At 71.6% G+C, this 13674-nt stretch carries 17 protein-coding genes and 1 pseudogene; 11 read left to right on the top strand and 7 right to left on the bottom strand.

Going from position 1 to position 13674, the window contains the following annotated elements:
- Position 1: 1 nt before the first annotated feature.
- Positions 2–1243: a PP2C family protein-serine/threonine phosphatase gene (locus SSOG_RS26155; protein WP_009717265.1), complete on the bottom strand. Its 1242-nt coding sequence runs from the start codon at positions 1241–1243 to the stop codon at positions 2–4.
- Positions 1244–1513: 270 nt separating this feature from the next.
- Between SSOG_RS26155 and SSOG_RS26160 the strand changes: the two genes are divergently transcribed.
- From SSOG_RS26160 to SSOG_RS26170, 3 genes are read left to right on the top strand one after another with little or no spacing between them, the layout of a single operon-like run.
- Positions 1514–2119: a TetR/AcrR family transcriptional regulator gene (locus SSOG_RS26160; RefSeq protein ID WP_245606381.1), complete on the top strand. Its 606-nt coding sequence runs from the start codon at positions 1514–1516 to the stop codon at positions 2117–2119.
- Between the two features lie 10 nt (positions 2120–2129).
- A complete protein-coding gene (locus SSOG_RS26165; protein WP_009717267.1) occupies positions 2130–2801 on the top strand; it encodes an enoyl-CoA hydratase-related protein in 672 nt (223 codons plus the stop codon).
- Positions 2802–2851: 50 nt separating this feature from the next.
- Positions 2852–3295: a PaaI family thioesterase gene (locus SSOG_RS26170; protein ID WP_009717268.1), complete on the top strand. Its 444-nt coding sequence runs from the start codon at positions 2852–2854 to the stop codon at positions 3293–3295.
- Positions 3296–3357: 62 nt separating this feature from the next.
- Here the strand turns inward: SSOG_RS26170 and SSOG_RS26175 are convergent.
- Both SSOG_RS26175 and SSOG_RS26180 read right to left on the bottom strand, forming a co-directional pair.
- Positions 3358–3534, bottom strand: a pseudogene (locus SSOG_RS26175) (NUDIX domain-containing protein); the annotation flags it as partial.
- A 3-nt stretch (positions 3535–3537) separates the two neighbouring features.
- On the bottom strand, positions 3538–4869 hold the full coding sequence (locus SSOG_RS26180; protein ID WP_009717270.1) for an NsdA family TPR-like regulatory protein: 1332 nt from the start codon (positions 4867–4869) through the stop codon (positions 3538–3540).
- A 116-nt stretch (positions 4870–4985) separates the two neighbouring features.
- Here SSOG_RS26180 and SSOG_RS53930 point away from each other — a divergent pair, with 116 nt between their 5' ends.
- The 6 genes from SSOG_RS53930 to SSOG_RS26205 all read left to right on the top strand — a co-directional run bounded on the left by SSOG_RS53930 (position 4986) and on the right by SSOG_RS26205 (position 7530).
- A complete protein-coding gene (locus SSOG_RS53930) occupies positions 4986–5147 on the top strand; it encodes a hypothetical protein (protein WP_167542513.1) in 162 nt (53 codons plus the stop codon).
- Positions 5144–5431 carry a hypothetical protein gene (locus SSOG_RS26185; RefSeq protein WP_039938736.1) on the top strand — a complete coding sequence of 96 codons (288 nt, stop codon included), beginning with the start codon at positions 5144–5146 and terminating at the stop codon, positions 5429–5431. Before SSOG_RS53930 ends, SSOG_RS26185 begins: the two co-directional genes overlap by 4 nt.
- Entirely contained in the window at positions 5428–5661 is a 234-nt protein-coding gene (locus SSOG_RS26190; protein WP_009717272.1) for a hypothetical protein, read from the top strand. The genes SSOG_RS26185 and SSOG_RS26190 overlap by 4 nt, the downstream gene beginning before the upstream one ends.
- 87 nt (positions 5662–5748) lie before the next feature.
- Positions 5749–6237, top strand: coding sequence for a GNAT family N-acetyltransferase (locus SSOG_RS26195; RefSeq protein ID WP_009717273.1), 489 nt, complete (start codon positions 5749–5751; stop codon positions 6235–6237).
- Positions 6234–6968, top strand: coding sequence for a nucleotidyltransferase domain-containing protein (locus tag SSOG_RS26200; RefSeq protein WP_039938738.1), 735 nt, complete (start codon positions 6234–6236; stop codon positions 6966–6968). Before SSOG_RS26195 ends, SSOG_RS26200 begins: the two co-directional genes overlap by 4 nt.
- A gap of 28 nt (positions 6969–6996) precedes the next feature.
- Complete coding sequence (locus tag SSOG_RS26205; RefSeq protein ID WP_245606382.1) at positions 6997–7530, top strand: PaaI family thioesterase; 534 nt, start codon at positions 6997–6999, stop codon at positions 7528–7530.
- Between the two features lie 12 nt (positions 7531–7542).
- Here SSOG_RS26205 and SSOG_RS26210 read toward each other — a convergent pair whose 3' ends face one another.
- The 3 genes from SSOG_RS26210 to deoC are packed head-to-tail and all read right to left on the bottom strand — an operon-like array spanning position 7543 to position 10831.
- On the bottom strand, positions 7543–8403 hold the full coding sequence (locus SSOG_RS26210; RefSeq protein WP_009717276.1) for an aldehyde dehydrogenase family protein: 861 nt from the start codon (positions 8401–8403) through the stop codon (positions 7543–7545).
- Positions 8396–9829 carry an aldehyde dehydrogenase family protein gene (locus SSOG_RS26215; protein ID WP_009717277.1) on the bottom strand — a complete coding sequence of 478 codons (1434 nt, stop codon included), beginning with the start codon at positions 9827–9829 and terminating at the stop codon, positions 8396–8398. Before SSOG_RS26215 ends, SSOG_RS26210 begins: the two co-directional genes overlap by 8 nt.
- Positions 9830–9835: 6 nt before the next feature.
- Positions 9836–10831 carry a deoxyribose-phosphate aldolase gene (gene deoC / locus SSOG_RS26220; protein ID WP_009717278.1) on the bottom strand — a complete coding sequence of 332 codons (996 nt, stop codon included), beginning with the start codon at positions 10829–10831 and terminating at the stop codon, positions 9836–9838.
- A gap of 146 nt (positions 10832–10977) precedes the next feature.
- On the opposite strand from deoC, the gene SSOG_RS26225 reads away from it, so the two are divergent.
- Positions 10978–11685, top strand: a complete 708-nt coding sequence (locus SSOG_RS26225) for a PH domain-containing protein (RefSeq protein WP_009717279.1) — start codon at positions 10978–10980, stop codon at positions 11683–11685.
- A 13-nt stretch (positions 11686–11698) separates the two neighbouring features.
- Entirely contained in the window at positions 11699–11956 is a 258-nt protein-coding gene (locus SSOG_RS26230) for a hypothetical protein (RefSeq protein ID WP_039941740.1), read from the top strand.
- Here the strand turns inward: SSOG_RS26230 and SSOG_RS26235 are convergent.
- Positions 11953–13632: a phospho-sugar mutase gene (locus SSOG_RS26235; protein ID WP_009717281.1), complete on the bottom strand. Its 1680-nt coding sequence runs from the start codon at positions 13630–13632 to the stop codon at positions 11953–11955. The genes SSOG_RS26230 and SSOG_RS26235 overlap by 4 nt on opposite strands.
- Positions 13633–13674: the final 42 nt, after the last annotated feature.

Here is a 13674-nt window from a genome sequence, read left to right on the forward strand (position 1 = left end):
ACTACACAACGGCGAGGTGGTCGGCGGCGCCCCCGCGCCATTCGATGAGGAACAGGGTCGCGTCGTCGCTGGTGAGCCCGCCCCGTTCCGCCATCAGTGCCTGGGAGAGCCAGCGCACCTCGGCGCGTACCCCGCTCGCCTGGCCCGTCATGCGATTGACGCAGCGGATGAGCTGTTCCTCGCCGAACGGCTCCTGTCCGGAAACGTGTTCCTCGATGACGCCGTCCGTGTAGCACAGCAGCCGGTCGCCGCGCTGGAGCTGGTGCTCGTTCATCCGGGGCTGCTCGCCGCCGAAGCCGACCGGCAGGGTCGTCGGGCCCTCCAGGGGGTGGAGCACCCGGCCGTCGCGGATCAGCAGCGGTGCCGGGTGGCCCGCGTTGACCCACTGCAAGTGGCCCGTTGTGGTGTCCAGGCGCATCATCTGCGCGGTGACGAAGCGATCGGGACCGAACTGCTCGTCGATGGCCCGGTCCATGAATGCGTAGATCTCGACCAGGTCGACGTCGGCGCGCCTGGCGTGGCGGTAGGTGCCGATGGCGATGGTGGCCATCGCGGCGGCCCCGAGATCGTGGCCCATCGCATCGATCACGGCCACGTGCAGGACGTTTTCGTTGAGGGCATAGTCGAAGCTGTCGCCGGCGATGCGGTAGGCGGGTTCGAGCATCCCGGCCAACGCGACCTGCGGAACGGCCATGGACAGTGGCGGCAGCAGGGACCACTGGATCTCGGCGGCCACGCTCATCGGTTCGCGGCGCCGGGCCTGGAAGAACTGGTCGGTGTAGGTGTGCTTGGTGACCACCATGTCGGCGACCAGGCCGGCCAGCCTGCGCAGCAGTCGGCGGTCGTCGTCATCGACGGTGTCCATGGTGACGGCCATCACCCCGACCTGGTCGCTGCCGTCCAGCAACGGCAGGTACATCCGGACGCCGCCGTCGTCCTGCGTGACCTCGACGGTAGCCGCCGTCAGGAACGCCGTTCCGGCGTGGGAGTCGCTGATCAGCTCGGGCTCGGCGACCACCAGCCGTCGGCCCGACAGCGGAGCGAGCACCACCTGCGCGTAGTCCTGGAGGAGGATCGAGACGTCACGGCCACCGACCCTGGCCACCTCTTCCGCGATCAGCGGAGCGATCAGCTGCGGCGGCATCTCGTGGGCCCGGTCCAGCAGCACCCCCAGCAGTCGCTCACCGAACCCCTCCGACCGGTCCACCATGCCCCTGCCGGGCTTGCGCTCACCTTCAGCCATAACCGCAGGGTGCCGCAGCCGCCTGGCGCGGCCAGTCGATTACGCCAACGGCGGCCATGTCACGCCCGTGCACCCGCTCCCTTGACGGCCGCGGCCGAGCAGGCCCTCGCCCTGCTCGGCGGCCCGCTGCGCGAGGGCTACACGGAACGAAGTCGGCCTCCTCGCCCCTGAGCGCGCGGGCCTGCCTTCGGAAGGATCGCTGGACCCCTCTTGCGGGTTCTATGCCGCACCCCATAAGTTACCGACAGGTAGCTCGGAAGGTGGTGAGCGGTGAGTCCGCGCAGGAGTGACAGCCGTGACCGGATGGTCCAAAGCGCTGCTGCCCTGCTGCGCGAGTACGGCGCGAGCGCGACCAGCATCGACCGGGTGCTCGCCCACAGCGGGGCCCCGCGCGGCTCGGTGTATCACCACTTTCCCGGCGGGCGGACGCAGCTCATCGACGAGGCGGTGGCGCTGGCGGGCGACGTCATCGCGGGGCTGATCGACGCCGCCACACGGGCCGACGATCCGGTGCGGGCCGTCGACGCGTTCTTCGCGCTGTGGCGCGACCGGCTGGTGGAGAGCGGCTTCCGGGCGGGCTGCCCGATCGTGGCGGTCGCCGTGGAGACCAACGACGACGCACCTCAGCTGGCCCGCTCCGCCGCCGCCGTCTTCGCCCGCTGGCGGGAGGCCCTCGCCGAACTGCTCGTACGGCACGGCCTGACCGAGGAACGCGGCCGGAGGCTCGGCGCCTTCATCATCGCGGCGGTCGAAGGCGCGGTGATCATGTGCCGGGCCGAACGGAGCACCGCTCCGCTGGAAGCTGCCGCCGTCGAGATCCACGACCTGCTGCTCAACGCCCTGCACCAACGGCCTGAGGCCGAACCCCGGCCCTGAAGGAGTCGTCATGCCCTCGCTCGACCGTCAGGAGAACGTCTTCGTCCTCGATCTGGGAGACGGCGAGAACCGCTTCCACCCCGACTGGCTCGCCGCCGTCGGCTCCGCGCTCGACGAGGTGGAGAAGGCGGAAGGCCCCCGCGCGCTGGTCACCGCCGCCACGGGCAAGTTCTACTCCAACGGGCTCGACCTGGACTGGCTGTTCGCCCACGCCGACCAGCACCAGGACTACGTCGTCTCCGTCCACGAGCTGTTCGCGCGGCTGCTGTCGCTGCCGGTCATCACGGTGGCCGCGCTCCAGGGCCACACGTTCGCCGCGGGCGCGATGTTCTCCCTGGCCCACGACTTCCGCGTCATGCGCGCCGACCGCGGCTTCTGGTGCCTGCCCGAAGCGGACATCAACATCCCCTTCACCCCCGGCATGTCCGCCCTCATCCAGTCCCGGCTGACACCGCAGACCGCGCACGAGGCCATGGTCACCGCCCGCCGCTACGGCGGGTCCGACGCCGCGGCCGTCGGCATCGTCGACCAAGCGGTCGCCGAGGACGCCGTGCGCTCCACCGCCATCGAGCTCGCCCAGGCCCAGGTGAACAAGGTCGGCGACACCCTCGGCACCATCAAGGCCCGCATGTACGCCCCGACCCTGGCCACCCTGCGCGACACCACCAACCCGCTCGGCTGACCAGTACCGCACCGATGCCCGCGCACCCGGCACCACCAAGGAGAACGACCATGACCACCACCGACCTCGCAGCCATGACCGGCCTGGAACTGATGCGCTGGGTGCAGACCGAACGCCCCACCGACATCCCGTCCATCGGCCGCCTGCTCGGCATGCGCTTCGACGAGGTCGAGCACGGCCGCATGGTCATCTCCCTCGACACCCGCCCCGACTTCGCCAACCCCCTGGGCACCGTCCACGGCGGCATCGCCGCCACCCTCCTCGACTCCGCCATGGCGTGTGCCGTCCACACCACCCTCCCCGCCGGCGCGAGCTACACGACCCTCGAACTCAAGGTCAACTACATCCGCGCCGCCCGCACCGACGGACAGACGCTCACCGCCGAAGGCACCGTCATCCACGCGGGCCGCCGCACCGCAACCGCCGAGGGCAAGGTGCTGGACGACCAGGGCAACCTGATCGCCCACGCCACCACCACGTGCATGATCCTTTAGGCCCCCTCCGCGTCAGCCGAGGTGGGGGCGGTCGCGGTGGCCGAGGAAGTGGCGGAGCCGCAGCCCGGCAGCGAGTCCGTCATCTCCATGCCCCCGCCGGGCAGGGCCCACAACCCGTTGTCCCGGCGGCGCTGGAGCAGGACGCGGCCTTCGTCGTCGGCGACGACGGCGGACGCGGCGACGACCAGGCTGTTCGGCTCGGGGGCGTCCGGGTCGTCGTAGTACTCGGTCCGGGGCATGGCTCACTGGGCTTCAAGGGGCGGTTGCGCACCGCCTGCGGAGATGTGGGTCACGTGTTCGCGGAAGTCCCGGGACAGCGACTCATGAGGGTATCGCCGCTCCAGTTCGTCGGTGAGTTCTCCGGCGACCATCAGCAGCGACGGAAGGGACTTCCGCGAAGTCTCCAGCGCGCGGCCCCCGATCGAGACGGCCTCCTCCAGCTCACCGGAGCGGGCGGCGGTCACACCGAGCGTGAGGCGGGCCTCCGCGACGCGCATGGGGGAGATCTCGGTGCCGTCCGGGGCGGTGCCCAGCCGGACGACCTCCTGCGCGTGAGTGGCCGCGCGCTCGTCGTCGCCGAGCAGGCGGTAGGCGTCCATCTCGTAGAAGTCCCACTTGTCGGGGTCGATGACGAAGTGGTGCTCGCGGTGTTCCGGCCGGGGCAGCCGCTCCAGGCGGGCACGGCCCGCGTCGAGCGTGGCACGGACCTGCCGCGCGTCCCCCATCCGGGCGTACGCCTTGGCGCTCTGGGCGTAGAGCTGTACGCCGATGCTGTGCGTCGAGTCGGAACGGTGCCCTGCGCTCACACAGTCGATCACGTCCGCGTACCGCCCCTGGGTCAGGGCGAACCATGCGCCGAGTTCCCACGACCACGCCATGATCTCGCCGTGCCCGGCCTCCTGCCCGATGCGCAGCGCCGCGGCGCGGCTCAGCTCCGCGGCCTGGCGTTGCCCCATGTCGTATTCGAGGCAGCCGCCGAGGAGGAACAACCAGCCTGTGGAGACGAGGAGTTCGCGGTGCTGGGCCAGGGTGGTGCGACCCTGGAGCATGTCGGTGACGTGGCGGATGCCCGCCCGTGTCTGGTGGTGGAGTTGATCGGCGGGTGTGAACGGATAGGCGCGGCACAGCTGGTCGATCGCCTCCGCGATCATTTCCAGGTCGGCCGGTCCCACATCGGTGGCGTGCGTGCGGCGTGCCAATTCTGCGACCTCCCACAGCGCGGGCTCTGGGCCCAGCATGCCCGAGGCGTCGGGGTGCCTCAACGCCGGAGCAGCGGCGCTCGGCGCGGGGGACACCTCCCAGGAGCGAGCCGCCAGTCCGATCATCGCGCCGGGAATGCGCAAGGCGTCCGCGATCTCCTCGATTTTGGCCAGGGAGGTAATGCGCGCATTGCCGCGGGCAACCGTCCCCACGCGTTCGGACTTGATGCCGCACGCCTCGCCGATCTGGTTGTAGCTGATGCCGCCCCACTTTCGGGCGAGCCGAAACACCGTGCCGAAGTCCCGTTCGGCGAGTGCGCTCCGCACGTCGTCGCGTTCGAGTACGCGGGGCGGTAATGCGGTGGGTGGCGTCACGTGATGCTCTCCTCCCGCCCACGGTGGGTCTACCCATCATGGGCTGACGCCCGGCCGTATGAACGGTGACGCTTGCAGGTCAAGAGGAACCCCGCGACCGGCAAGAGGAGGCCATTGTGCGGAAGATGACCGCTCGGTCCATGGAATGGCTGTTACGGCTGATGCTGCCCGCCAAGAAGGGCGGGCCGATTGCAAACGTGCAGAGCGGATCGGCAGAGGAGCCTCGCCCCCGCGTCGTCCTGCTGTGTCCGCCGCACGGCGTGGTGGTGATCAGGTGAGCGTGCGGCCCCGGCTGTTGCCCTGGCCGGGGACGGAGGGGAAGCGGTGCTACCTCGTGGCGGACGAGGACGGTGATGGTCCGCTGTCGCGGCTTGCCGATGAGATGGAGGCCATGCAGCTCAAGGCGGGGTCCGAACTCCTGGGGCATGTGGGCGCGATGGTCGACGATCGGCGGGTGGGCGTCCGGGAGCTGCGGTTCCTGGTCAAGTGCCTGTGTGAGGCGCTGCGTGATGCGCTACGGGTCGCCGAGAGCCGGGGCGGGCGGCTGGGGGTGGGCGAATGAGCGCCGCCGAGGATGAGGTGCGCGTCGGGCCCGTACCGGGGCGCGGTCTGCGCCGTGGCCGGGACGGGCGCTTTGAGTTGCCGCTTCGGGTCGTCCGTCCCGGGCAGGCCGCTCCCGTCATGCTGGTGCTGACGACGCTGGAGGCGGAGCAGTTGCACCCGGCTCTGTGTTACGCGCTCGATGGTCAGCCGGTGCCCGCGGATGCGCCGGGGTGCCGGGAGCGGTGGTGAAACGAGCCTCCTCGCCCACGAGTGTGTGGGCGAGGTAGGCACCCTCGGGGTGCCTTGGCCGGGCAGGGCGTTGCGTACAGTCCCTCCATGCCCGAGTTAGAGCTGCTCCGCCCGGACCACGCGCCCGCGCTCCTCGCGTTCGAGCGGGAGAACCGCGCCTACTTCGCCGCGTCCATCCCCGACCGGGGTGACGACTACTTTCACCGCTTCGACGAGCGCCACCGCGCCCTGCTCGCCGAGCAGGAGGCAGGTCTCTGCTACTTCCACCTGCTGGTCGGCACGGAAGGCGAGGTGCTGGGGCGGGTCAACCTCGTGGACGTGGCCGACGGTTGCGCCGAACTCGGCTACCGGATCGCCGAGCGCGCCGCGGGCCAGGGACTGGCCACCGGAGCCGTACGGACGATGTGCGACCTGGCCGCCGACAGGTACGGGCTGACCGTGTTGCGAGCCGAGACCACCCTCGACAACGCGGCCTCACGAACGGTGCTCGCCCGCACCGGGTTCACCGTCGTCGGCGAGACGGAGCTCGACGGTCGCCCCGGCCTGTCGTATCGGCGAGAGATCGCGCGCCCATGAAGGGGCAAGCAGACCCGGCGGCGCAGGCGCTGCGGCTGGTCATGAGCCGCTGTCCGGACGCCCTGGGTGCCATCCTCGGCGGTTCGGCCGCCCAAGGCCGGGCGACTCCGGCCAGCGATCTGGACGTGGCGGTCCTGCTCCCGGACTCGGACAGCAGTCGCCGTGAGGTCGTACGCCACGACGGGCGCCTGGCCGAGCTGTTCCTGCACACCCTCGCGGATCTTCCGGAGATCTTCGAAGGGGACAGAGCCCGCCGCCGGGGCACGGTCCTCTTCATCTATGACCAGGGCCTGCCCCTGATGGACTCCCACGGCCATCTGGCCCATGCCCGCGCCCGGGCCCGGGCGGCCCTCGCGGCCGGGCCGCCACCGCTCACCCCGGCCGAGCGGGAACGCGGCCGCTACCTCCTCACCTGCTTCATGGACGACCTGCTCGACACCTCGCCGGCCGACAGATACGAACAGCTCTCCCTCGCCGACGCCACCCTGCGCGAGGCCGCACATCTGCTCACCGACCACCACACCGCGTGGACGGGCATCGGCAAATGGCTCCCCCGCAGACTGCTCGGCGCCGACCCGGCGCGGGGCGGCGCCCTGCTGTACGGCCACCGCACCGTGGCCGAAGACGGCGACCCCGCCCCCTTGGCGGCCGCGGCCGAGCAGGTGCTCGCCCTGCTCGGCGGGCCACTGCGCGAGGGATACACAGAACGAAGTCGGCCTCCTGGCCCCTGAGCGCGCGGGCCTGCCTTCGGAATTCGCCGTGGAGACCAACGACGACGCACCTCAGTTGGCCCGCTCCGCCGCCGCTGTCTTCGCCCGCTGGCGGGAGGCCCTCGCCGAACTGCTCGTCCGGCACGGCCTGACCGAGGAGCGCAGCCGGAGGCTGGACGCCGTGCGCTCCACCGTCGCAGCCATGACCGGCCTGGAACTGATGCGCTGGGTGCGGACCGAACGCCCCACCGACATCCCGTCCATCGGCCGCCTGCTCGGCATGCGCTTCGACGAGGTCGAGCACGGACGCATCGTCATCTCCCTCGACACCCGCCCCGACTTCGCCAACCCCCTCGGCACCGTCCACGGCGGCATCGCCGCCACCCTCCTCGACTCCGCCATGGTCTGTGCCGTCCACACGACCCTCCCCGCCGGCGCGAGCTACACGACCCTCGGCCAGACGCTCACCGCCGAAGGCACCGTCATCCACGCGGGCCGCCGCACCGCGACCGCCGAGGGCAAGGTGCTGGACGACCAGGGCAACCTGATCGCCCACGCCACCACCACGTGCATGATCCTTTAGAGGCCAGGACGCTCAGACGCCCATGGGGTGCCAGACCGTTTTCGTCTCGAGGAAGGAGAGGAGACGGTCGGTGCCGGGGTCGGTGCGCCAGTCCACAGGGTGTGGACGGACCACGCGCTTGAGGTTGTCCGCGGCGGCCGTTTCCAGGTCGGTCGCGAGGGCCGGGTCCGCGCCTGCCAGGTCGATCGCGTTGACGTCCTGGTGGGCGGCGAGCGGGGTGGCGAGTTCGGGGGTGCGGCCCGAGAGGATGTTGACCACGCCGCCCGGGAGGTCCGAGGTGGCCAGGACCTCGGCGAGGGAGAGGGCGGGGAGCGGGGCGCGCTCGGCGGCCACCACGACGGTCGTGTTGCCGGTGACGATCGCGGGGGCGAGGACCGAGATCAGGCCCAGGAACGAGGAGTCCTGGGGGGCGATGAGGGCCACGACGCCCGTGGGCTCGGGGGTGGAGAGGTTGAAGTACGGCCCGGCGACGGGGTTGGCGGAGCCCGCGATCTGGGCGATCTTGTCGGACCAGCCCGCGTACCAGACCCAGCGGTCGATCGCGGTGTTCACGAGGGCAACGGCTTTGGATGCGGACAGGCCCTCGGCGGACGCGACCTCGGCCGCGAACTGGTCGCGGCGGCCCTCCAGCATCTCGGCGATGCGGTACAGGATCTGGCCGCGGTTGTAGGCGGTGGCGCCGGACCAGCCGCCGAACGCCTTGCGCGCGGCCGTGACCGCGTCGCGGGCGTCCTTGCGGGAGGCCAGGGGGGCGTTGGCCAGCCAGTTGCCCTTTGAGTCCGTCACCTCGTATACCCGTCCGCTTTCGGAGCGTGGGAACTTGCCGCCGACGTACAGCTTGTAGGTCTTCAGGATCGAGAGTCGTTCAGACATTGAGGTATGCCTCCAGGCCGTGGCGGCCGCCCTCGCGGCCGTAGCCCGACTCCTTGTAGCCGCCGAACGGCGAGGCGGGGTCGAACTTGTTGAACGTGTTGGACCAGATCACCCCGGCGCGCAGCTTGCTCGCCATGGACAGGATGCGCGAGCCCTTCTCCGTCCAGATGCCCGCCGACAGGCCGTACGGGGTGTTGTTCGCCTTGGCGACCGCCTCGTCGGGGGTGCGGAAGGTCAGCACGGACAGGACCGGGCCGAAGATCTCCTCGCGGGCGATCCGGTGGGCCTGGGTGACGCCGGTGAAGAGGGTGGGCGCGAACCAGTAGCCGGAGCTGGGCAGTTCGCACTCCGGGGCCCAGCGCTCGGCGCCCTCGGCCTCGCCCGCGTCGGCCAGCTCGCGGATACGGGCCAGCTGCTCCGCGGAGTTGATGGCGCCGATGTCGGTGTTCTTGTCCAGCGGGTCGCCGACCCGCAGGGTGCGCATCCGGCGCTTGAGGGCGTCGAGGAGTTCGTCCTGGACGGACTCCTGGACCAGCAGGCGGGAGCCCGCGCAGCAGACGTGGCCCTGGTTGAAGAAGATGCCGCTGATGATGCCCTCGACCGCCTGGTCGATCGGCGCGTCGTCGAAGACGATGTTCGCGGCCTTGCCGCCCAGCTCCAGGGTGACCTTCTTCTTCGTACCGGCCACCGTGCGGGCGATCGCCTTGCCCACCTCGGTCGACCCCGTGAAGGCCACCTTGTCGATGCCGGGGTGGGCGACCAGCTCGGCGCCGGTCGAGCCGTCGCCGGTGACGATGTTGACCACGCCCTTGGGCAGGCCTGCCCGGCGGCAGATGTCCGCGAAGAAGAGGGCGCTCAGGGGGGTCGTCTCGGCGGGCTTCAGCACGACCGTGTTGCCGGTCGCGAGCGCCGGGGCGATCTTCCACGCGAGCATCAGGAGGGGGAAGTTCCAGGGGATGACCTGGCCCGCCACGCCCAGCGGCTTGGGATCCGCTCCGTAGCCCGCGTACGCGAGCTTGTCGGCCCAGCCCGCGTAGTAGAAGAAGTGCGCGGCGACCAGCGGCAGGTCGGCGTCCCGCGATTCGCGGATCGGCTTCCCGTTGTCCAGCGACTCCAGCACCGCCAGCTCCCGCGAGCGCTCCTGGATGATCCGCGCGATGCGGAACAGGTACTTGGCGCGCTCGGCGCCGGGCAGCGCCGACCAGGACTCGAACGCCTTGCGGGCGGCCTTGACCGCGCGGTCCACGTCCTCGGCGTTGGCCTGGGCGACCTCGGAGAGGACCTCCTCGGAGGAGGGGGAGAGGGTCTTGAAGAACTTGCCGTCGCCCGCCTCGCGGAACTCGCCGTCGATGAACAGCCCGTACGACGGGGCGATGTCGACGACCGCGCGGGACTCGGGAGCGGGGGCGTACTCGAAAACGGGCATGGCGTATCAGTCCACCGTCACGTAGTCGGGACCGGAGTACCGGCCGGTGCTCAGCTTCTGGCGCTGCATCAGCAGATCGTTCAGCAGACTCGACGCGCCGAAGCGGAACCAGTCCGCGGTCAGCCACTCCTCGCCCAGCGTCTCGTTGACCATCACCAGGTACTTGATCGCGTCCTTCGACGTACGGATGCCACCCGCGGGCTTCACGCCCACCTGCACCCCGGTCGCGGCCCGGAAGTCGCGGACCGCCTCCAGCAGGACCAGGGTGACCGGCGGCGTGGCGTTGACGGACACCTTGCCGGTGGAGGTCTTGATGAAGTCGGCGCCCGCGAGCATCGCCAGCCAGGACGCGCGGCGCACGTTGTCGTACGTCTGGAGCTCGCCGGTCTCGAAGATGACCTTCAGATGCGCGGCGCTGCCGTCGGGGCGGACGCACGCCTCCTTCACGTGCCGGATCTCCTCGAAGACCTCCAGATAGCGGCCGGAGAGGAAGGCCCCGCGGTCGATCACCATGTCGATCTCGTCCGCCCCGGCGGCCACCGCGTCCCGGGTGTCGGCCAGCTTCACCGGCAGCGCGGCCCGGCCGGACGGGAACGCCGTCGCCACGGCCGCCACCTGGAGTCCGCTGCCCCGGAGGGCCTCCTTCGCGGTCGCCACCATGTCGCCGTAGACGCAGATCGCCGCCACCTCGGGGACGGTGCGGTCGGTGGGGTCGGGGTTGATCCCCTTCGCGCACAGCGCCCGGACCTTGCCCGGGGTGTCCGCGCCCTCCAGGGTCGTCAGGTCGATCATCGAGATCGCCAGGTCGATGGCGTACGCCTTCGCCGTGGTCTTGATCGAGCGGGTGCCGAGGGTCGCGGCACGGGCCTGGAGGCCGACCGCGTCGACGCCCGGCAGGCCGTGCAGGAAGCGGCGCAGCGCGCTGTCGGTGGCGGTCACGTCCGCCATCGACGCCAGTCGCTCCGCGGCCTCTTTGCCGTATGCGGGAACTGTGGTGGGCATGGTCACCACCTGAGCATATCTACGCGCGTAGCGGTATGTCACCCCCCGGCCGTGATCGGGCCCGGCCCCGGCCCGATCACGATCCGTATTCGTACCGTGTTGATCCCGAGGCCCAATGCCCCGGACCGTGGGGCACAATCGGCCCCATGACGAGCTCGGACGACCCCGCCCCCGCCCCGCAGCCCGACGGGGAGCCCGCCGGCGAGCCCGACGGGGGGCTCGTCGGCGGCCCCGACGGCGGCCCCGATGGGGAGCCCACCCCGTACGCCGACCGCGTCTACCGCTCCCCGGGCGGCATCGTGGGCGGCGTGCTGCTGCTCGGGCTCGGCGGCTGGCTCGGCATCGACGCCATCCTGCGCGGCGAGGGCCGTACGCCGTGGCTCGCCCTCGCCGGGCTGTTCTTCGCGGTGCCGGTGGTGATCGCCTTCACCGTGCGCCCTGCGGTGTACGCGGGCGCGGACCGGCTCCTCGTACGCAACCCCTTCCGCACCATCACCCTCCCCTGGGCCTCCGTCGACACCCTGCGTGCCAGCTACACCAGCGAAGTGCTGGCGGGCGGCGCGACGTACCAGCTGTGGGCCGTCCCCGTCTCGCTGCGCCAGCGCAAGCGCGCCGCCCGCCAGCAGAACCGCGACGCGGCGTCGCCGACGTCACTCGGCCGTACGCCCGCCCCGGGCGCGACGGCGGACCGCCGCGCCCAGGCCGACCAGACGATCGGCGACCTGCGCGAACTGGCCGAGTCCAACGCGGGCCGCGACGGCGCGCAGGGCGAGCCCGAGGTGCGGTGGGCGTTCGAGGTCATCGCGCCGACGCTGGCCGGGGCGGTGCTGCTGGTGATCATGCTGCTGATCTGAGGGCGGTGTGGTCATGCCAGGGCAGCGGAAGCGGAAGCAGCGGCGGCAGCGGCGGCAGGAGTTCGCCGCCGGCGCCGGGCGCTGGGAAGTGATCTTCGAGACCCAGGACGCCGACGAGTGGCGTGCGCGGCTGGCCCGTATGCGGGCCGGGAGTGAACCGGTCGACTGGTCGTCGGTCCGCGTGGACACGCTGTGCGGGCGCGCGACGCGGCCGACGACCTACCGGCTGAGCCGGTTCGTACCCTCCGTACCGGGCGAACCGGAAGCTTAGATCCCGGCCGCCGCCGAGAGGTCCTTCTTTACGGCCGCCAGAACCGTTTCCGCCGTGGCGCGGGCCCGGGGCAGGTCCTCGGCTGCGGGCACGTCCACGACCACCTCCAGGTAGCACTTCAGCTTGGGCTCCGTACCGCTCGGGCGCACGATCACCCGCGCCGAGCGGACCGTGTCCCGCCCGGCGAGCTGATAGCGCAGGCCGTCCGTCGGGGGCAGCGCTTCCGAGCCCTGGGTCAGATCCTCGGCCGAGCCGACCTCCAGACCCGCCAGTTCGGCCGGGGGCTGCTCGCGCAGCCGCCGCATCGCCGCCGCGATCAGGGACAGATCCTCGACCCGTTCGGACAACTGGTCCGTGGCGTGCAGACCGTGCGCGACGGCGATGTCGTCCAGCAGGTCGGTGAGGGTACGCCCCTGCCCCTTCAGCTCCGACGCCAGCTCCGCCACCAGCAGCGCGGCAGTGATCCCGTCCTTGTCGCGCACCCCCTCCGGGTCCACGCAGTAGCCCAGCGCCTCCTCGTACGCGTACCGCAGACCGTCCACCAGGGCCAGCCACTTGAAGCCGGTCAGCGTCTCCGCGTACGGCAGGCCCGCGTCGGCCGCGATGCGGGACAGCAGTGACGAGGACACGATCGTCGTCGCGACGGTGCCGCGGGCGCGCCTGTGCACGAGGTGGGTGGCGAGCAGCGCGCCGACCTCGTCGCCGCGCAGCATTCGCCAGCCGGTGTCGGTGGCGGTCGTGGGGACCGCCACCGCGCAGCGGTCCGCGTCCGGGTCGTTCGCGATGACGATGTCGGGCGCCGCCGCGCGGGCCGTCGCGAACGCCAGATCCATCGCCCCCGGCTCCTCCGGGTTCGGGAACGCCACCGTCGGGAACGCCGGGTCCGGATCCGCCTGCTCGGGAACCACCGTGGGCGCCGGGAAGCCCGCCCGCGCGAACGCGGCCGTCAGCGTCTCGCGGCCCACGCCGTGCAGGGGCGTGTAGACGACGCGGGCGTCCCGCGCGGAGCCCGGCGTCAGGACGGCGTCCGTGCGGGCCAGGTACGCGTCGAGGATGCCGTCGTCCAGCGTCTCCCAGCCGGTGTCCGGGCGCGGTACGTCGTTCAGGCTGCCGATCGCCGCGATCTCGGCCGCGATCTCCGCGTCGGCGGGCGGAACGATCTGCGAGCCGTCGCCCAGGTACACCTTGTAGCCGTTGTCGCGCGGCGGATTGTGGCTCGCCGTCACCTCGATCCCCGCGACGGCCCCCAGATGGCGGATGGCGAACGCCAGCACCGGCGTCGGCAGCGGCCGGGGCAGCAGCGCCGCGCGGAATCCCGCGCCGGTCATGACGGCGGCCGTGTCGCGGGCGAAGTCCGCGCTCTTGTAGCGGGCGTCGTACCCGATGACGACGAGGCCGGAGGCGTGCCGGGGTTGCTTCGCGAGGTACGCGGCGAGACCGGCGGCGGCGCGGATGACGACGGCGCGGTTCATCCGCATGGGGCCCGCGCCCAGTTCGCCGCGGAGGCCCGCGGTGCCGAACTGAAGCGTGCCGGAGAAGCGCTCGGCAAGCGCGCGCCCCGCCCCGGGGTCGCCCCCCTGGGCCGCGTCGAGGAGGGCGCGCAACTCGTCCCGGGTGTCGGGGTCGGGGTCCTCGGCCAGCCAGGTGCGGGCCTGGTCGATGAGGTCGGGCGCCATTGGGGAGCCTCCTGGGTGGGGGTGCGTTGTGTTGTTGTGCGG

It is taken from the genome of Streptomyces himastatinicus ATCC 53653 (assembly GCF_000158915.1).
In the GTDB taxonomy this organism is placed as follows: Bacteria; Actinomycetota; Actinomycetes; order Streptomycetales; family Streptomycetaceae; genus Streptomyces; species Streptomyces himastatinicus.